Raw genomic sequence first — 18,611 nt, 5'->3', positions numbered from 1 at the left:
GAATTCACTGTCGGCGAAGGTAAGTTGATGACTCATGATGAACCCTGTTCCATGGCTCCAGATGACAAACATGATCTCATATCAGGGACTTGTTCGCACCTTCCCTAACATCGGGGTGTACTAATCAACGGGGAGCAGGTCAATGTCTCTTATCCAGTCTATTACCCACAACGTTGTGCACCGTTTCTGTGGATAGTATTTAAGTCCAGAATCAGTACGTGAACGCCCGAAGATTACTCAAATGAGTAAAAACACATTATTTCATTTACACATCAACTTTTGCGCTTTAGAGTAATCACTCAAAGGCTCATAACAGCAAAAACTCATTTACTCATATGAGTGAGTGTAAGGACGGATATGAAAGTAATCTCGTTTTTGAATCCAAAGGGCGGAAGCGGTAAAACCACAGTAACAATCAACGTAAGTACCAGCATTGCGAAAAAGCATCGAGTAGCAGTTGTTGATACAGATCCGCAGCAAAGCCTGGCCAACTGGAACAAGGCTGAAAAAGCTAACTTTGATGTATTCACAGCAGCATCCGAAAAGGATGTATACACCATAAGAAAAGAACTGGTTGGTTATGACTATGTAATTATCGATGGGGCCGGGGCTCTCTCTGTTATAACTGCAGCTGCAGTTATGGTTAGCGATCTAGTCATCATTCCGGTGACACCGTCACCACTCGATTTTTCTGCCTCTGGTGCAGTTATCAGTGTACTGGAAGCTCAGTCATACAACAGGCCTGTAGAATGTCGCTTCCTTATTACTCGCAAAATTGAGCAAGCTACAATGCTTGGAGTTTTGCGTGAGAGTATCGCAGCAACAGGTATACCTTCTTTAAAAACATCGATTACGCAGCGACAGAGCTACGTGAAATCTGTGCTGGATGGTGAGACTGTATTCGATACCAATGATGGGGCCGCGAAAGGAGAGATCGAAGTGCTTGCTGGTGAAATCATCAAGTTAGTTGCATAAACACACATTTACACATAAACTCAAATGAGTAAATGTGTATAGGGGTAACTATATGAGCTTAGTAAAGCAAAACCGCAACCAAGCGGCACCTAAGGTAATGACCTTCGGTGAGAACAGAGATTTAGGCAAAGTTATTTCAGCACCACCATCGGGCATTCAAAAACGTGTGAACTTCAATATGCCCGAGGATAAGCATCAAAGGCTCAAAGCCGCTTGTGCCAGAAAAGGGACATCTATTTCAGATGTCATGAACGACCTTGTCGATGCATGGTTGAAAGGTAATGAGTAAATGAGTTTTTACTCTTATGTGTATTTACTGTAACACTCCCTTTTACTGAATGAATGTTGTGATCGGACTTTAGGTGGTAAACGATACTGGTAAGCATCGCCATCAGAAAGCTGAACGTGTACCTGAATCCGAGATATGATTGCAGTGCTCGCCGCAGCCTGTGACCGGGCAAGCCCGCGAACAGGCGAGGAAGCACAAGATCTGCGATCAAACAGAAACCTGTTACGCTCCGTATCACATCAAATTATAGGGGTAGTTAACTACCTGAGTAGGCTTAGTTTTATCCACATATCCCCTTGGTAGATCAAATGATCAGATCAATACGAGATCAATATGAGATCAATACAGATCACCACTCGGCTAATTACATGAAATTTAAGTGAAATAATAGGATCTCGGCGGTCATATTCATAAGAAAGGCGGTTACTTTCATTATTCCGGCGTTTACTTTCATAAGCAAGGCGGTTATTTTCATAACTTAGATGCGGTTACTTTCATAAACAGACCCGCTTTTACTCACTGGATGTGGATAAATGGATAGTTCTGACGCGCAGCAAAGCCCTTTTGCGATCAAAAAGAAAGATTCGGGAGAAAGTTATGAACTGACTCCCAACAGCAATAAGACGGTACAGCCAGTGGCGCTGTTACGTCTGAGCGTGTTCACTCCTGTATCACCTAAAGAGAAAGGTAAGCGGGACTTTCTGATCGATGCTTCAGAAGAATTGTCCAGTCTGGAGGTTGCCCGGCAGGAAGGGTATACCAACATCAAGATCCAGGGCGCCAAGCTCGGGATGTCTACGGACTTTAAAACCTGGATTGGCATCATTTCTGCTTTCTCAAAGTATGGCTACACATCGGAAAAGATTACGTTGCCGTTCTCTGAGTTCGCCCGTATGTGCGGCCTGCGACCCACAGACATCAATGGCCGCGCCCGTAACCGCCTGAGTGAAGCGCTGTTCAATCTTTCTAGTGTGACGTTGTCCTTTCGTAGCCAGGACGGCAAGCGCAGCCTGGTGACCCACTTGGTGCAGCGTGCTCAGCTGGACATGGATACCAATATGGTAGAAATCGTGGGAGACCCCAGCCTCTGGGAATTATATCGCTACGATCATAAGGTTTTGCTGGGTCTCAAAGTCCTTTCAGCCCTTTCACGTAAAGAATCGGCCCAGTCCCTCTACGTCTATTTCGAAAGCATGCCAGCCGGGACATTGTACGTTTCAATGAAGCGGCTGCGCGAGCGACTTGCGATGGAGTCACAGGTTAAAGACCAGAATGCCACGATACGCCGGGCCATGAAGGATCTGAAGAACATTGGCTATCTGGACTACAATGAGGCCAAAAAAGGTCGCGAAATCATGTTCATCGTACACTCGCGCTCGCCGAGGCTGACGTTACCAATTGCGTAAAATTACGGTCACTTTCATAATTTGATTTAAAAGTGGTCGCATTCATAATGTTGATTGTTAAAGAGCGATTACTTTCATAAACCGAACCCATTCGGTCAGTGCAAATCGGGCTAATTGCATAGAAATACACCACATTTTATGAATGCAACGATACATCAGAGCCAGATGATATTATGAAAGTAACCGCCAGTTATGAACGCAGCGACTCATTTATGAAAGTGACCACCTTGTTCTTTATCTGGGTTCATGCCGCGGTTAGAGGCTAATGTGTCTTAGGTGCCGGTGGAGATATAATAGCGGTTATATTCATAATGAGATTGCGCCACGTGAAGTTTGGCTTGGTACACCCCTGTAACCTTGCCTTGTTCACGTAGCGCAAAAGTAATTTACTATCGAACGGGTGGGTTTCGTTACTATTAGCTGTAAACGTTAAAATATTTAGTTATCTGATTTTCAGCATGGCAACAGCATCAGCCCCTGCCATTGAAAATTGCACACGATGCCGTGCCGCCACATCAAGGGCAAAAACCTTCGTGTAGACCTCTGTCGAACTGACTGACTTGTGTCCCATCAGGCTCTGCAGCACCTTCAGCGGTATGCCGGCATACAGCATGTGCATGGCGTAGGAGTGGCGGAACGTATGCGGGGTTACCGGTACCGAAAACGTCACCCCGTCGGCAGCAGCCGCATCAACTGCTTCATTTATCCAGGTCCTGACCGTTCTGTCTGTGATTTCCCAGATCCGTGCCTTCTCGGTTCTGCCGGTGCGTTTATTACGGCGCTCCAGCGGAATTTTCAGGGTGGCCACCATCATTTCCAGCTGGCTGACATACTGCGGGTCGGAAAGCGGAACGATACGATGAGGCTGGCTACCGACCGGAGCACGGCCGGCCGTTCTGGCTGCCTTCTCGGCGCGCTGTTTGAGCGTGGTCAGTTGTACGAACGGGTAGGGCGGTGCCAGAGAAAAATCACTCCGGGTCAGGGCCAGTGCTTCGTTAATACGGGCGCCGGTGTTCCACAGGGTGGCCAGCAGCATCTTACGGTGAAGATCGGGCACGTAGTGGAGCAGGGCGCTCACTTCCGGCGCCAGCAGGTATTTCGGCAGTTCGTCCTGAACGAGCGCCATCTGGCGCAGTGCCAGCGCGGCCGGATAATCGATGGCCACCGGCAGCTGAGCAGAGGAAAAGGCCCCGATCTGGCCTGGCATTGCTGGCATCATGTTATGTCACCATGGTCAGGTAAATACTTCGCGAGCAGATACTCCAGTTCGGTGCCGATTGCGGGCACAGATCGGTATCCTGTTCAGCCGTGGTGGTGACAAACGTCACCGTATCAAACTGAATCGAATTTTCCATTCCTGATGTTCCTGTGTTGCCGGAAAAAAGTGCCATGCTGCGCTACTGCCATACCGGATGCTTTGCACAGGTCATCACATCCCGGATAGACTGCGGTCCTGTCACCGGTGTGACCGCCCCGTTCTGCTGATCCACTTTCCAGGTGCGCACATAGCATTGTCTGCCGTCGGGAGTGAGCTGGCTGCGGACCTCGTAGAGCACGCCTTTTTCCGGTTTAAACCACGGCGTCATCACGGAGCAAATCTGATGATCTGTGGTGAAAATGGCCGGACGGAGCTGAATATAATGGCCTGCCGGCAGGGTGACCTCCATGTAATCCAGGGGCGCGTTATCTTCCGGCACGTCGGCCTTTTTGTAACCCCGGTCTGACGCCCTGGATGGGTTCCGTTCCGGATGGTCAGGATCGCGGAGGCTGCCCAGGAAAAAGGCCTGCTCGCAGCTGTCGACGCGATACACCGTCGTGCTGTCGGTAAATCCACGCACCCTGAGTTTTGCGGTGTTTTCACCTGCAGATGGCTCCTGATAAAGATGAGCCGGTTGCGGTTTCGGCAGACAGCCGCTTAGCAGTACGGCGACGACAACCATCCCGGTACGTTTAATCATAATCTTTTTCCTTACGTTAAATTATACTTCCAGCGAAATCCCCCACGCTGAATGACTCCCGCCGCACAGCTTACCGGTCTGACCGTTTTTCTTTACTGAGAAATCCCGCCTCCATACATCTATCTGGAGATATAGTCGGACACTAGTTCATGAGCTTCAATTTCCAGCGAGATTTGATCGGCGTTTACCACTTTCATCTCAGCTAAAGTGCCAGCCATCACCGAAGGGTTATAAATGATTTTGGGTGATGCATTCATATTCCAGGCAGAGGGATACGCTCCAAAATCTTTACGCGCTAATTCATCACCCCACTCATCCAGAATAAACAGCCGTACTTGCCTGTGGCCTAGTGATGTAGCCCCCTGAAACACCGGACAGTAGCTGTATCTCCAGATAAGAGATAGGCTTGAATATATGTCTAACACTAACGCCAATTTTGAGATGACCGGGATCCTGTTAGGGCAAGAAGTCCGTAAACGTAGAACTCCTCAGGAGAAGATAGCCATTATCCAGCAGACGATGGAGCCGGGCATGAATGTCTCCCATGTCGCTCGCCTGCATGGTATCCAGCCCAGCCTGCTGTTTAAGTGGAAGAAGCAATATCAGGAAGGCAGCCTCACCGCCGTTGCGGCCGGAGAGGACGTCGTGCCTGCATCTGAGCTTACTGCTGCTCTGAAGCAAGTCCGGGAGCTTCAGCGCCTTCTGGGCAAGAAGACGATGGAAGTTGAGATACTAAAAGAAGCCGTGGAGTACGGTCAGTCGCGAAAATGGATAGCGCACGCGCCCTTGTTGCCAAAGGACGGGGAATAGCCCAGGTCAGCCGCACCATGGGCGTGTCGCGTGCGCAGCTGTCACTGCGGATTAAGCGCTCTGCCGACTGGCAGGACAGGCGCTGTCACCGGCGTAATGACGACGCAGACGCTGAAATCCTGTCGGCTATCCTCGATATCATCAGCGACATGCCCAGCTACGGCTATCGGCGCGTGTGGGGTATCCTGCGTAAACGACGTTGCGCAGAAGAGCTGCCACCGGTAAATGCCAAACGGCTTTACAGGATAATGCGTGAGCATCACCTGTTGTTGCATGACAAATCAGCGCGGCCAAAGCGTGAGCATAAGGGCAAAATCGCGGTGGCAGAAAGCGATATGCGCTGGTGTTCAGACGGCTTCGAGTTCAACTGCGACAACGGTGAAAAACTGCGAGTCACGTTCTCGCTGGACTGCTGCGACCGTGAGGCCATAGACTGGGCAGCGAGCACCGGAGGCTACGACAGTTCGACGGTGCAGGATGTGATGCTGAGGTCGGTGGAAAAGCGCTTCGGTGACAGGTTACCGGACACACCGGTGCAGTGGCTGACGGACAACGGTTCAGCGTATACGGCGCATGAAACGCGGAGGTTCGCCGTAGAGCTGAATCTGGAACCCTGCACAACAGCGGTGAGCAGCCCACAGAGCAATGGCATGGCTGAACGGTTCGTGAAAACGATGAAGGAAGATTACATCGCGTTCATGCCCAAACCGGATGTGAGAACAGCGCTACAGAGCCTTGCAGCGGCGTTCAATCACTATAATGAAAACCACCCGCATAGTGCGCTGGGATACCACTCTCCGAGGGAATATCGGCGGCAGCGGGCATCGTTAACTTAAGATACAAAAGCTGTCCGGAAATGGAGGGGCAAGATCACTTGCCTGTGGCCTAGTTTGATCTGGTAACACCACACCATCTTGTTGAGGTTGAGGTTGCTACTTGCCAGCATGTAAGACATTTCTCTGGAAGTCATTGTCAATTAATTCCCTTATTAATGGTCACTCAGGGTAATTATGACGCGCAGCATAATCAGCTAAGCACAACCCTGCGTCTGTCACCAGGATGATTTTCCCCTTCCGTCATCATTTTCAGGATGATAATAAGCAGCCATATAGCCACGCCGTTAAATTACCGGATGGCCGTTTAGGCGAGATCCGACTTTATGTCTTATGACAACTTTCCGGAAGTGTACCACGCCCACGGAATAACCACACCGCCCTTTACCGGTGCTGAGCGGCCGGTCACGGGGCAGGGGGCAAACACTATATATAGAATAAAAATCAGCCTATGGCGTAGCACATATTGTGTTTTTAGGCCGCTGCGCGCCGGAGGCCGGAAAGCAGATCCGGAACAGCCAGAAATCGGATCTCTGCAATATGAAGAGTGTGATGATGGAATCATAATTTCTTACATGCATCAAATTTAACTTTAAAGTGCAGGAGTAATATATTGCATCACATTTGCGCGTGTGAGATGCTGACATCAGAATGCAGTCAGTAGTAGTTAACAGGGTGCCCGTAATGAAAGATGCCAAGTCAAAAGACCTCTCTGAGTTGTTTAACACCATTACGGTGCGTAATGTGCCAGCTGATGTGGATGAAGCGATCACGAGGCAGGCTAAAGCCGCCGGAAAATCAAAGAGTGATTTTGTACAGGAGTTTCTGACGGCAACGTTTGGCGATCTGATCGGCAATTTTATCCGGACCAGTGAACTGGTTGCCCTGATGGACCTGGAAATGGCGAGAATGGCCGGAACAGTACTGAGTGAGCATGTTTATGATCTGGAGATGACTCAGGCCGGCCACCGGGAGTTCTGCCGTATTCTCGGGATAAACAGCAACGATGATTTGCAACGCATTATGCTGGCGGGGATGCCATATCTTCAGATCCGCGCCGGACAGCTGAAAGGAACTGACAGCCTGGCAAAGGGGAACTCCCTGTATGCCGCACTGCTGGCCAACGCGGCGTCGCGTGATGAAGAGACGGTACTCGCGCTGCACCGGTCACTTTTTAATATGATCCCTGAGGGTACTTTTCAGGAAATGATTAATGAACTGCGAAAGGCAATGCGAATGGATGCTTTTGAATGGTCGCTTATCTGAGACAGATATAAACGAGAAAAGCCACCCCGAGGGATGGCTTTTCCGGTACTAACTTTAACGCACGGGTCCGAAGAAATCCGCGCCTTGATGGGATAAATCTACCAGTAACTGGTACGCCCGTCAACCTGACCCTCAGTTTAGCCCGGGAGGGCTGTATGCAGCTGGAAGACTATATCTCGGCCGGGCGGCTGAACATTTACACCGACGTGCTGAAACTGAAACCTGGTGAAGAACTGGGCGGGTATAACTGGAACAAGGCCGTTTCCGCCGCCATGCAGCCACTGATGCACTGCCTTGAGGTGACGCTGCGTAACGCCATCGATTACAGTATCCGCCATGCCCGGCTGCCCGGCGCTGCCGGACACTGGCGAACGGATACCAACTGGATCTTTGATTTACCCCGCTATATCGGTGACAAGACCTGGATACGCCAGAACAAGCGCTACAAAACCGATGCCCGTGGCCAGAAGCTCATGCATCACGGAAAACCGGTTTATGACCGGACGGCCTGGGAGGAAGACTGTATCCGTAAGGTGTCAAAACGTATTCGTGCTGCCGGCAAGGCGCCGACGGCAGAGAGGGTGATCTCCGGACTGGACTTTGGTTTCTGGACCAATTTTCTGACGAAAAACTACGACGAACCACGGAACCGCTCGCTCCTGTGGCCCCAGCTGCTCCCGTCGGTGTTCCCCGGTGCCCCGACCGGCACCCCCCGTCACGTGCTGGAAAAGAAATTTACCCGGATCCGTGATTTGCGTAACCGCCTGGCACACCATGAAGCGGTCTGGAAATTTCAGGAGGAAGATCCGGTTACCGGTGCGCCGGATTACAACCGCCCGGTATACGGTCTTCAGGCGTCCCTGCAGCTGTTGCGTCGGGCATGGAAAGATATGCTGGAAGCTCTCAGCTGGCTCAGTCCTGCAAGGCATGCTGCGTTTCTGGCTGAAGGTCATCATCTGCGTTTCGAGGCACTGGCCACGCACGACGGTTTGCTGAGTTTCACCGGGCGGGCGCAGTTGATGCACGACCTGAACGTGCGGCGCAGTAAAGAGCTCAAAAAATTATTGCGGGGGCTCGGCCAGCAAAAAATTATCCGCCTGACAAACCGTACCCGGATTATTGCCATTATTGGTCCCGATTTTATCCGGACCCTCTGACCAGTCCCCTCCCATGTAGGAGGGGATTTTCACGGCTTTGTTGAATAAATCGAACTTTTGCTGAGTTGAAGGATCAGATCACGCATCCTCCCGACAACACAGACCATTCCGTGGCAAAGCAAAAGTTCAGAATCACCAACTGGTCCACCTACAACAAAGCTCTCATCAACCGTGGCTCCCTCACTTTCTGGCTGGATGATGAGGCGATTCAGGCCTGGTATGAGTCGGCAACGCCTTCATCACGAGGAAGGCCCCAGCGCTATTCTGATCTCGCCATCACCACCGTTCTGGTGATTAAACGCGTATTCCGGCTGACCCTGCGGGCTGCGCAGGGTTTTATTGATTCCATTTTTGCCCTGATGAACGTTCCGTTGCGCTGCCCGGATTACACCAGTGTCAGTAAGCGGGCAAAGTCGGTTAATGTCAGTTTCAAAACGTCCACCCGGGGTGAAATCGCACACCTGGTGATTGATTCCACCGGGCTGAAGGTCTTTGGTGAAGGCGAATGGAAAGTCAGAAAGCACGGCAAAGAGCGCCGTCGTATCTGGCGAAAGTTGCATCTTGCTGTTGACAGCAACACACATGAAGTTGTCTGTGCAGACCTGTCGCTGAATAACGTCAGGGACTCAGAAGCCTTCCCGGGCCTTATCCGGCAGACTCACAGAAAAATCAGGGCAGCCGCGGCAGACGGGGCTTACGATACCCGGCTCTGTCACGATGAACTGCGCCGCAAAAAAATCAGCGCGCTTATTCCTCCCCGAAAAGGAGCAGGTTACTGGCCCGGTGAGTACGCAGACCGCAACCGTGCCGTTGCTAATCAGCGGCTGAGCGGAAGCAATGCACGGTGGAAATGGACAACGGAATATAACCGTCGCTCGATAGCGGAAACGGCAATGTACAGAATGAAGCAGTTGTTGGGAGATTCACTGACGCTGCGTGACTACGATGGTCAGGTAGCGGAAGCTATGGCCATGGTGCGTGCGTTGAACAGGATGACAAAGGCTGGGATGCCAGAAAGCGTGCGTATTGCCTGAAAATCCAGCCAGCTACAGGGTCGTTCGCAAGAAATCTTATTTATTCAACAAAGCCGACGGCCGCCAACCAGGGTATGCCGACCCGCTCGCCGATCGTGAGGCCGGACACGCCGTCGCCGAGCGCGTCGACCCGTCCGACAATGTCGTGGCCTGGAATGATCGGGATGTGGGGATGGGGCAGTTCCCCATCCACCACATGCAGATCGGTGCGGCACACGCCGCAGGCAAAAACCTTCACGCGGATTCGCCGGGAGCGGGCGTTCTGTCTGGAAACTCGGTCCAGACGAGCGGAGTGCCGACAGCATTCAGGACCATTGCATGCATCGGGACCGCCGCTTTTCATATTACCGATAGACGATGCCGCCATCTGTTAGGATCGCCTGCCCCGTGATGTAGTCGGAATCGTCGCTGGCGAGGAAGGCGACGAGAGCGGCTACGTCTTCGGGCGTTTGTGCCCGGCCAAGCGCGATGCCGTCGACGTACTTCTTGTAGGTCTCGCCCTTCGGCGTGCCGGTGACCTCGGAAAAGCGTTCGTCGATCTCCACCCACATGTCGGTACCGACAATACCCGGGCAATAGGCGTTCACGGTAATGCCAGCGCTGGCGTATTCCTTCGCCGCCGCCTGGGTCAGCGCCCGGACCGCGAATTTGGTCGCCGAATAGACGCCCAGCATCGCAAAACCGTCATGGCCGGCGATGGACGAGGCGTTGATGATCTTGCCCTTCTGCTTGCGCGCCTTGAACTTGGTCGCCGCCGCCTGGATGCCCCAGAGCACGCCCTCGATGTTGATCTTGAAGATGCGATCCACCTCTTCCGGCAAAACGTCCGCGATCGGATTGACCTGGGCAATGCCGGCATTATTGACGATCACATCGAAGCCGCCGAGTTCCTTTTCGGCATGGTCGATGGCCGCATAGACGTTATCCCGCTTGCTGACGTCGGCGGAGAAGGTGCTCGCCTTGCGACCGAGCGCTTCAACTTCCTTTTTTACAGCTTCCAGCTTGTCGGCCTTCAGGTCGACAAGCGCGATATCCGCGCCGTCAGCGGCCAACCGCAGCGCGATGCCACGGCCGATGCCCTGGGCTGCGCCCGTAACCAGAATGACTTTTTCGTTCAGTGCCATGAGCTTTCTCCTTGGGTGCGTTGTGCAGCGGCCGAAGGCGCCGGCCGCTGCAGTATATGGGTGTCGCCTAAAAATGGGCCTCGATATCGACCACGTCGATCAGCTTGTGGTTGACGAACTCCTTGAGGCCGAGGCCAAGCAGTTCGCGCCCGTAGCCGGAACGGCGGATACCGCCAAAGGGCAAGTCGGCCTCCACCTTGGTCGGGTGGTTGACAAAGACCATCCCTGTCGAAATGCGCTTCGCGACCTTAAAGCCGTGCTGTTCGTCGGCCGTAAAAACCGAACCGCCGAGACCGAAAGGCGAGTCGTTGGCAATGCGCACGGCGTCGTCCTCATCCCTGGCGCGGAATAGCATTGAGACGGGACCGAAGAACTCCCAGTAGCGGGCCGGGTTGGCTTCGCCGACGTCGGTCAGGATGGTCGGCTGCACGAAGGCGCCCTGGTTGGGAACAGGCAGGCCAACTTCCTCGGCCTTGGCGCCATAGCTCACCGCCTTTCGGATCTGCTCCTTGATATCGTCTGCAGCCTTTTGCGAGGACAGCGGCGCCAGCGTCGTCTTCGGATCAAAGGGATCGCCGGCGATCAGCCTGGCCACACCTTTCCGGTAGCCATCGAGGAACGCATCATAGACCTCGTCAACCACGATCATGCGCTTCGATGACACGCAGACCTGTCCACCGTTCCAATGACGGCCGAAGACGGCCCAGTCGATGGTCTTCTTCAGATCGGCGTCCTTGAGTACGACGAAGGCGTCAGCGCCGCCAAGTTCCATCGTCGATTTTTTCAACGCCTTGCCGGCTTCCGCCGCGATGATCGAGCCCGCAGCCTCGGACCCGGTCAGGGCGACACCGTGCACGCGAGGATCGTTGATGATCATGTTGATCTGGTCGCGCGTCGCATAGAGGTTCTTGAAGCACCCCTCCGGCAGGCCGGCCTCGCTCATCAGCTTTTCGAAGGCGGCCGCACTCTGTGGCACGTTGGAGGCATGCTTAAGGATGAGCGTGTTTCCGGCCGAAAGCTGTGGCGCCAGGATGCGGGCGATCTGATAGTAGGGAAAATTCCAGGGCTCGATGGCGACCAACACGCCGAGCGGTTCATGCACCAGAACCGCTTCGCCCTCGGCCGGGTCGAGAACCGGAAGCTTTTCGGGCTTCAATAGCGCCTCGGCGTGCCTGACATAGTACTCGAAGATCTTTGCAGAGAGCTCGACTTCCGCCTTGGCCTCGGCGAAGAGCTTGCCCATTTCCAGCGTCAGCAGCTTCGCATAGGCATCGCTGTCGCGACGCAGGAGATCGGCAGCGTTCTGCAGAATGCGGCCACGTTCGGCAAACGAGGTTTCGCGCCATGTGTGGAATGCGGCATCCGCCTTGTCCAGAGCAGCTTTCGCCTCCGCGTCCGTGGCATCGGGAAATGTCGCGACGGTCTCCCCAGTGTAGGGATTGATGGTTGCATAGGCCATGTTCGTTCTCCTTGGTGAATGGTGACAGGGTTTCGGAATGGAGATCAGGCGCCGAGATCTTTCACGGCTTGGACCATCCGGGTCATCACGGCCTGCGCATCGCCGTAGACCATGTTGCAGTTTTCCTCGAAGAACAGAAGGTTCTCGACGCCGGAATAGCCTTTGCCCCGACCGCGCTTGATCACATAGACCTGATGGGCCTGGTCGGCGTTGAGGATCGGCATGCCGTAGATCGGCGAGGTCTTGTCGGTGCGCGCCGCCGGATTGACGACGTCGTTCGCCCCGATCACCAGCGCGACGTCGGTATTCACGAAGTCGGCGTTGATGTCTTCCATGTCGTAGATGATGTCGTAGGGCACACCGGCCTCGGCGAGCAGCACGTTCATATGCCCGGGCATGCGGCCCGCGACCGGATGGATGGCGAACTTGACGTCCACGCCGGCCGCCTGAAGCAGCTTGACGAATTCGTATAGCTTCTGCTGCGCCTGCGCGACTGCAAGGCCATAGCCGGGAATGATCACGACGCTCGATGCGTAGCGCATGGCGATGGCGGCGTCGCTCGCATCGGCGCTCTTCATCTCGCCATGAGTTGTGTCGCCGCCCGCAACGGTCGCATCGCCGAAGTTCGAGAACAGCACATTGGCCAGCGAGCGGTTCATTGCCTTCGCCATCAGCACCGTAAGCAACGTACCTGCGGAACCCACAACCATGCCTGCAATCATCAGCGCCGGGTTCTGGAGCGCGTAACCCTCCAGCCCCACGGCAAGGCCGGTGAAGGCGTTATAGAGCGAGATCACCACCGGCATGTCAGCGCCGCCGATCGGCAGGGTCATCATGATGCCGAAGGCAAGTGCTCCGAGAAAGAACAATATGGCGAGAAGCGGAAGCGCCGGACTGTCGAAGAAGGCGACAAGGGCAATTCCGAGGAGCACTGTTACGAGAAAGAGCGCGCCGTTGACAGCTCGCTGCCCGCCGAAACGGAACGGCTTGTTGATCTTACCGTCAAGTTTCGCCCAAGCAATCACGGAGCCCGTGAGCGAGATGGAGCCGATCAGCGCGCCAGCGGCGGTCACCGCCAGGATGAGCGCGCTCGGGGTACCGCGTGCCGAAATCTCAACCGCGGCCACCGCTGCTGCCGCACCGCCGCCCATGCCGTTATAGAGCGCGACCATCTGCGGCATCGCGGTCATTTCGACCTTCCTGCCGCGCAGCCAGGCCCAGCCACCGCCAAGTGCGATTGCGGCGACCGCCAGAATAAGATTGACGCCAAGATGCGGGCGGACGGTCTCTGCCACGTCGAAGACCGCCAGGAAGCTCACTGCGACCGCGACCACCATTCCGAGGCCTGCCACGACGATGCCGGATAGCGCCGTCACGGGTGACGACATGCGCTTCAGGCCGAAGATGAAGAGGACAGCGGCAGCGAGCCCGCTTAGTCCAGCAATGTGCTGTACAAACATCTCACTTCCTCCCGTCGCCGCTGGACTTGAACATGGCGAGCATTCGGTCTGTCACGACATAGCCGCCGGCGGCATTGGCCGCGCCGAGCGCGACGGCGATGAAGCCGAGGACTTGTCCGAACAGACTGGTTGCGTTAATAAGGGCATGCAGGGCACCGACGACGACGATGCCGTGGATGAAGTTCGATCCGGACATCAGCGGCGTGTGCAGAATCGAGGGAACGCGGCTGATGACTTCGTATCCGGTGAACGCCGCTAGCATGAAGATGTAGAGGGCGATCAGCCATGTCATGGAGGTATCGATGGTCATTTCGCGGTCTCCGTATCGCTTGAAACCTTACCCTCGACAGCGCTGCGCGCCGCTTCATTGCGGATTTCGCCGGCGTGCGTGAGCACGGTACCAGCGATAACCTCGTCCTCGAAGTCGAGGGCGAGTGCGCCATCCTTCACGATGAGCGTCAGCAGGTTGAGAATGTTCTTGGCGTAGAGCTCGCTCGCGTGCTGAGCGAGCGCGGATGGGACGTCGAGCGGCCCCAGAATGATTGCCGGCCCGACCGTTACCGTTTCTCCAGGCTTCGTGCCTGCACAATTGCCGCCACCCTCGGCGCCGAGATCGACGATCACGGCGCCCGGTTTCATCGCGGCGATCTGATCGGCCTCGATCAGTACCGGCGCACGCTTGCCCGGCACCGCCGCCGTGGTGATGATCATGTCGGCCTCGGCGATATGCTGCGACAGGACCTGCCGCACCTTCGCCTGTTCCTCAGCAGTCAGTTCTCGCGCGTATCCACCTTCCCCCCGGGCATCGACGCCCGTGTCGACGAATTTCGCGCCAAGCGAGCGCGCCTGCTCGGCCGTTTCCGGGCGGACATCATAGCCCTCACAGATCGCGCCAAGTCGATGCGCCGTCGCCAACGCGGAGAGACCGGCGACGCCTAGCCCCATCACCAGCACCTTGGCGGCACGCAGCGAGCCGACCGCCGTCGTCATCATCGGCAGGATGCGCGGCATGTGGACCGCACCCAGAAGCGGCGCGTAGTAGCCGGCGAGGGCCGCCTGGCTGGACAGCGCGTCCATGGACTGTGCACGGCTGATCCTGGGCACGAGCTCCATGGCAAATGCCGTTATCTTTTTGTCGCGCAGGGTCGCCACCAGTTCGCGGTTCGCCTGGCCGTAGACGAACGAGATCAGCACGGCTCCCGCTTTCATCGTTCCGGCTACCACCGCTGGCGGCGGTTGCACGGCAAGGACGATGTCCGCGTCCGCAACCAGCGCTTCGGGCGTTTCCGCAAAGGACGCGTGACTATACGCGCCGTCATCGAAAGTCGCTGCGGTCCCCGCACCTCTTTCGAACACGGCCGAGGCGCCGAGGCGTTCCAGCCGCTGCACGACAGAAGGCACCATGGAGACGCGCTTCTCACCGGGTTTCGTTTCCTTCAGGACTGCGATTTTGATTGGCATAAGTGGCTCCATTGCGTGCCATCCTCACCATCACGGCGCGGCACATGCGTTGAGAATGGGCCTCTTGGCGCAGTGCGCATTGATCCAAATCAATTGAAATCCAGATTTCATGTGATATTTGTATGGTGTAGCAGGGCAATCCCAGGAGGAGGGATCTGGAGGACATGAAAACAACCAGTCGACGGAAACGCCTGAGTCGGCCGGAGGCGCAGGCTCAGACACGCGAGCATCTTGTCGAAGCCGCGAAGAGGCTATTCATTGAGTGTGGTTTCGCGGGCACATCCCTGCGCGATATCGCCGAGGAAGCCGGATATTCGCAGGGCGCGTTCTATTCGAACTTCCCTTGCAAGGAGGCTGTGCTGCTCGAACTTCTGAAGCGACATGTGGCCTTGGAAGACGATGAGATCGAAACTATCGTAGCCGACAGGAACCATTCGCCAGAGCAAATCCTGGCTAAATTGGAAGAATGGCTTACAAGGTTCGAGAAGGCCCGGGACTGGTCGGTTTTGACTATCGAGCTTCAGTTGCACGCGATGAGGAGCCCGTCATTCGCCGAAAGCTACGCTGCCGTCTGGATGGAGCATGAGCAGCGGGTGGCGTTGATGCTAAGACGAATGTTCGAGCGCCTCGGCCAAACGCCACCGGCTGACGTGACGCCAATCGCCGCTGGCCTCATCGCGCTGACGAACGGTCTTGTCGTACAGCAGAGTGCCGGCCGGCCAACCTATATTTCAGCCACCATTGCCATGTTCCTGCGCGCCGTCCTCACTTTGGGAGCCGAATAGCGGCACGGTAGTAAATCAACGGGGACGCGTCCTGCGGAGGACGTCGATATGTTGAATATAATGACTCGCTACGTGGCCACTGGAGACGTTCGTGGCGCTTGGCAAAGCCGCGATCTGCTGCAATGAACCGCTAAAGCATTGGCACGATCAGTTTAATCGCTACGACACGCGGCTGTCCCGCATCTGCGAGAAGGTGCCGATCCGCAAGTCCGGCACGGCCGGACGCGTCCGCGCCGGGCTGCCGTTCAAGGCCAATCGACCTGGCGTTCGGCAGGATCAGGCGGTTCCAGACGAGCAGGGTCTGGCCATCTCAAGCACCGCGTGCCGGTATTGCTGTCAGGCGTTGAGGTCGCGCGCCCATTCCAGTCACGACTTACCGCACCGTACGTGGCATCGCCTTCGCGTTCAGGTTTGCCAGCGCCGCTCATTGCACGGCTCGCACAACTAGGGAAGGTGCGAACAAGTCCCTGATATGAGATCATGTTTGTCATCTGGAGCCATGGAACAGGGTTCATCATGAGTCATCAACTTACCTTCGCCGACAGTGAATTCAGCAGTAAGCGCCGTCAGACCAGAAAAGAGATTTTCTTGTCCCGCATGGAGCAGATTCTGCCATGGCAAAACATGGTGGAAGTCATCGAGCCGTTTTACCCCAAGGCTGGTAATGGCCGGCGACCTTATCCGCTGGAAACCATGCTACGCATTCACTGCATGCAGCATTGGTACAACCTGAGCGATGGCGCGATGGAAGATGCTCTGTACGAAATCGCCTCCATGCGTCTGTTTGCCCGGTTATCCCTGGATAGCGCCCTGCCGGACCGCACCACCATCATGAATTTCCGCCACCTGCTGGAGCAGCATCAACTGGCCCGCCAATTGTTCAAGACCATCAATCGCTGGCTGGCCGAAGCAGGCGTCATGATGACTCAAGGCACCTTGGTCGATGCCACCATCATTGAGGCACCCAGCTCGACCAAGAACAAAGAGCAGCAACGCGATCCGGAGATGCATCAGACCAAGAAAGGCAATCAGTGGCACTTTGGCATGAAGGCCCACATTGGTGTCGATGCCAAGAGTGGCCTGACCCACAGCCTGGTCACCACCGCGGCCAACGAGCATGACCTCAATCAGCTGGGTAATCTGCTTCATGGAGAGGAACAATTTGTCTCAGCCGATGCCGGCTACCAAGGAGCGCCACAGCGCGAGGAGCTGGCCGAGGTGGATGTGGACTGGCTGATCGCCGAGCGTCCCGGCAGGGTAAAAACCTTGAAGCAGCATCCGCGCAAGAACAAAACGGCCATCAACATCGAATACATGAAAGCCAGCATCCGTGCCAGGGTGGAGCACCCGTTTCGCATCATCAAGCGACAGTTCGGCTTCGTGAAAGCCAGATACAAGGGGTTGCTGAAAAACGATAACCAACTGGCGATGTTATTCACGCTGGCCAACCTGTTTCGGGCGGACCAAATGATACGTCAGTGGGAGAGATCCCACTAAAAACTGGGGATAACGCCTTAAATGGCGAAGAAACGGTCTAAATAGGCTGATTCAAGGCATTTACGGGAGAAAAAATCGGCTCAAACATGAAGAAATGAAATGACTGAGTCAGCCGAGAAGAATTTCCCCGCTTATTCGCACCTTCCCTGGCAAAACCGTCAGAAGCTTCTTGATTGCCGCCGTCGAGTTACTGACCGAGGCGGTCAATATTCTGGTGCTTCAGGTGTTCCGCAAAGACGATTATGCGGTGAAATACGCCGTCGAACCGCTGCTGGACGGTAGCGGCCCGCTGGGCGATCTTTCGGTCCGGCTCAAGCTTATCTATGGGCTGGGCGTGATTAGCCGTCATGAGTATGAAGATGCGGAGCTGCTGATGGCGCTGCGTGAAGAGCTGAACCATGACGGCAGCGAATATGCCTTCACGGATGATGAAATTCTTGGGCCGCTGGGTGAGCTGCACTGCGTCTCTGCCCTGCCGCCCGCGCCGCTCTTTGACGATAGCGATGCCGACCTGCTGGCAATGCAAAAACAGCGCTATCAACAGGTCGTTCGCTCAACGATGGTACTTTCTCTGACCGAGCTGATTTCCCGAATCAGCTTGAAAAAAGCCTTTCAGAAATAACACCGTCAAACTTCTTTCGCCTGGTTCTCGACCGGCTGATAAAGTTTGCGGTAGTGTTCTAATCGCTCCAGAAACATCGCCGCTTTCTCTTCCGGGATCTCTTCCGGTACGTGACTCAGGCGAGGTGATTTCTTCAGATACTCCATAAATGCCTGACTGGACGCCATAAAATCGACGGCTTTGTCGATGAGTAGTGGTACGTTTTCGCCAAGTTTGCCCATAACGTCGTCCTCCTCATGATTCCTCTCTTCAGAATGGACAATTAAGGGCGATCCGTTTGAGGAAAATGTGCGGATTCTCGTGACGGCATGCTAAAAAAGAGATCTGCATAACCATTTCTCTTAAATTACAATAAATTCATGGGATTACTAAGGAAGGTGCGAACAAGTCCCTGATATGAGATCATGTTTGTCATCTGGAGCCATGGAACAGGGTTCATCATGAGTCATCAACTTACCTTCGCCGACAGTGAATT

General features: G+C 54.8%; 20 protein-coding genes and 1 pseudogene. 11 read left to right on the top strand and 10 right to left on the bottom strand.

Going from position 1 to position 18,611, the window contains the following annotated elements; translation table 11 throughout:
* The first annotated feature begins 357 nt into the window (after positions 1-357).
* The 3 genes from ACOTX1_RS23085 (at position 358) to ACOTX1_RS23075 (ending at position 2,670) form a co-directional block, all read left to right on the top strand.
* Positions 358-975, top strand: coding sequence for a ParA family protein (locus ACOTX1_RS23085; RefSeq protein ID WP_016338377.1), 618 nt, complete (start codon positions 358-360; stop codon positions 973-975).
* A 52-nt stretch (positions 976-1,027) separates the two neighbouring features.
* Entirely contained in the window at positions 1,028-1,264 is a 237-nt protein-coding gene (locus tag ACOTX1_RS23080; RefSeq protein ID WP_016338376.1) for a plasmid partition protein ParG, read from the top strand.
* Positions 1,265-1,797: 533 nt separating this feature from the next.
* Positions 1,798-2,670: a RepB family plasmid replication initiator protein gene (locus ACOTX1_RS23075; RefSeq protein WP_042948503.1), complete on the top strand. Its 873-nt coding sequence runs from the start codon at positions 1,798-1,800 to the stop codon at positions 2,668-2,670.
* A gap of 442 nt (positions 2,671-3,112) precedes the next feature.
* Here the strand turns inward: ACOTX1_RS23075 and ACOTX1_RS23070 are convergent, their stop codons facing one another.
* From ACOTX1_RS23070 to ACOTX1_RS23060, 3 genes are read right to left on the bottom strand one after another with little or no spacing between them, the layout of a single operon-like run.
* Complete coding sequence (locus ACOTX1_RS23070; protein WP_059363046.1) at positions 3,113-3,889, bottom strand: site-specific integrase; 777 nt, start codon at positions 3,887-3,889, stop codon at positions 3,113-3,115.
* Position 3,890: 1 nt separating this feature from the next.
* Entirely contained in the window at positions 3,891-4,025 is a 135-nt protein-coding gene (locus ACOTX1_RS23065; protein ID WP_257646694.1) for a hypothetical protein, read from the bottom strand.
* 42 nt (positions 4,026-4,067) lie between these two features.
* Positions 4,068-4,628 (bottom strand): hypothetical protein, encoded by a 561-nt coding sequence (locus tag ACOTX1_RS23060; protein WP_042948505.1) that lies wholly within the window; start codon positions 4,626-4,628, stop codon positions 4,068-4,070.
* 441 nt (positions 4,629-5,069) lie between these two features.
* Here ACOTX1_RS23060 and ACOTX1_RS23055 point away from each other — a divergent pair.
* The 4 genes from ACOTX1_RS23055 to ACOTX1_RS23040 all read left to right on the top strand — a co-directional run bounded on the left by ACOTX1_RS23055 (position 5,070) and on the right by ACOTX1_RS23040 (position 9,728).
* A protein-coding gene (locus tag ACOTX1_RS23055) for an IS3 family transposase (RefSeq protein ID WP_155404512.1) occupies positions 5,070-6,274 on the top strand; the annotation gives its coding sequence in 2 pieces (ribosomal slippage) (positions 5,070-5,391 and positions 5,391-6,274; 1,206 coding nt in all).
* 681 nt (positions 6,275-6,955) lie between these two features.
* Positions 6,956-7,537, top strand: coding sequence for a hypothetical protein (locus ACOTX1_RS23050; RefSeq protein WP_023302479.1), 582 nt, complete (start codon positions 6,956-6,958; stop codon positions 7,535-7,537).
* Between the two features lie 155 nt (positions 7,538-7,692).
* Positions 7,693-8,694 (top strand): Abi family protein, encoded by a 1,002-nt coding sequence (locus ACOTX1_RS23045; protein WP_023302480.1) that lies wholly within the window; start codon positions 7,693-7,695, stop codon positions 8,692-8,694.
* Between the two features lie 65 nt (positions 8,695-8,759).
* A complete protein-coding gene (locus tag ACOTX1_RS23040) occupies positions 8,760-9,728 on the top strand; it encodes an IS5 family transposase (RefSeq protein WP_074424873.1) in 969 nt (322 codons plus the stop codon).
* 40 nt (positions 9,729-9,768) lie between these two features.
* On the opposite strand, the gene ACOTX1_RS23035 is transcribed toward ACOTX1_RS23040, so the two are convergent.
* From ACOTX1_RS23035 to ACOTX1_RS23010, 6 genes are all read right to left on the bottom strand, one after another.
* On the bottom strand, positions 9,769-9,966 hold the full coding sequence (locus tag ACOTX1_RS23035) for an alcohol dehydrogenase catalytic domain-containing protein (protein ID WP_032427338.1): 198 nt from the start codon (positions 9,964-9,966) through the stop codon (positions 9,769-9,771).
* A 106-nt stretch (positions 9,967-10,072) separates the two neighbouring features.
* Positions 10,073-10,852 (bottom strand): acetoin reductase, encoded by a 780-nt coding sequence (locus ACOTX1_RS23030; protein ID WP_023302482.1) that lies wholly within the window; start codon positions 10,850-10,852, stop codon positions 10,073-10,075.
* A 67-nt stretch (positions 10,853-10,919) separates the two neighbouring features.
* Complete coding sequence (locus ACOTX1_RS23025; RefSeq protein ID WP_023302483.1) at positions 10,920-12,311, bottom strand: NAD-dependent succinate-semialdehyde dehydrogenase; 1,392 nt, start codon at positions 12,309-12,311, stop codon at positions 10,920-10,922.
* 44 nt (positions 12,312-12,355) lie between these two features.
* The gene (locus ACOTX1_RS23020; RefSeq protein ID WP_023302484.1) at positions 12,356-13,771 is read right to left on the bottom strand and encodes an NAD(P)(+) transhydrogenase (Re/Si-specific) subunit beta; all 1,416 of its coding nucleotides are present in this window, start codon (positions 13,769-13,771) and stop codon (positions 12,356-12,358) included.
* Between the two features lies 1 nt (position 13,772).
* Positions 13,773-14,081 carry an NAD(P) transhydrogenase subunit alpha gene (locus ACOTX1_RS23015; RefSeq protein ID WP_023302485.1) on the bottom strand — a complete coding sequence of 103 codons (309 nt, stop codon included), beginning with the start codon at positions 14,079-14,081 and terminating at the stop codon, positions 13,773-13,775.
* On the bottom strand, positions 14,078-15,232 hold the full coding sequence (locus ACOTX1_RS23010) for an NAD(P) transhydrogenase subunit alpha (RefSeq protein WP_032427337.1): 1,155 nt from the start codon (positions 15,230-15,232) through the stop codon (positions 14,078-14,080). Before ACOTX1_RS23010 ends, ACOTX1_RS23015 begins: the two co-directional genes overlap by 4 nt.
* A gap of 164 nt (positions 15,233-15,396) precedes the next feature.
* On the opposite strand from ACOTX1_RS23010, the gene ACOTX1_RS23005 reads away from it, so the two are divergent.
* The 4 genes and pseudogenes from ACOTX1_RS23005 to mtlR all read left to right on the top strand — a co-directional run.
* The gene (locus ACOTX1_RS23005; protein ID WP_023302487.1) at positions 15,397-16,017 is read left to right on the top strand and encodes a TetR/AcrR family transcriptional regulator; all 621 of its coding nucleotides are present in this window, start codon (positions 15,397-15,399) and stop codon (positions 16,015-16,017) included.
* A 91-nt stretch (positions 16,018-16,108) separates the two neighbouring features.
* Entirely contained in the window at positions 16,109-16,465 is a 357-nt protein-coding gene (locus ACOTX1_RS23000) for a hypothetical protein (protein ID WP_023302488.1), read from the top strand.
* Positions 16,466-16,533: 68 nt separating this feature from the next.
* Positions 16,534-17,514, top strand: a complete 981-nt coding sequence (locus ACOTX1_RS22995; RefSeq protein WP_000019405.1) for an IS5-like element IS5 family transposase — start codon at positions 16,534-16,536, stop codon at positions 17,512-17,514.
* 130 nt (positions 17,515-17,644) lie between these two features.
* Positions 17,645-18,136: pseudogene (mtlR, locus tag ACOTX1_RS22990) on the top strand (mannitol operon repressor MtlR); the annotation flags it as partial.
* 5 nt (positions 18,137-18,141) lie between these two features.
* Here the strand turns inward: mtlR and ACOTX1_RS22985 are convergent.
* Positions 18,142-18,357 carry a hypothetical protein gene (locus ACOTX1_RS22985; RefSeq protein WP_065807480.1) on the bottom strand — a complete coding sequence of 72 codons (216 nt, stop codon included), beginning with the start codon at positions 18,355-18,357 and terminating at the stop codon, positions 18,142-18,144.
* Positions 18,358-18,611 lie beyond the last annotated feature (254 nt).

It is taken from the genome of Enterobacter cloacae complex sp. IR5401, assembly GCF_049238425.1.
GTDB classification, from domain to species: Bacteria; Pseudomonadota; Gammaproteobacteria; order Enterobacterales; family Enterobacteriaceae; genus Enterobacter; species Enterobacter hormaechei_C.
Note: the sequence above shows the minus strand (reverse complement) of the source record. Positions and strands in the feature narration are given on the sequence as shown.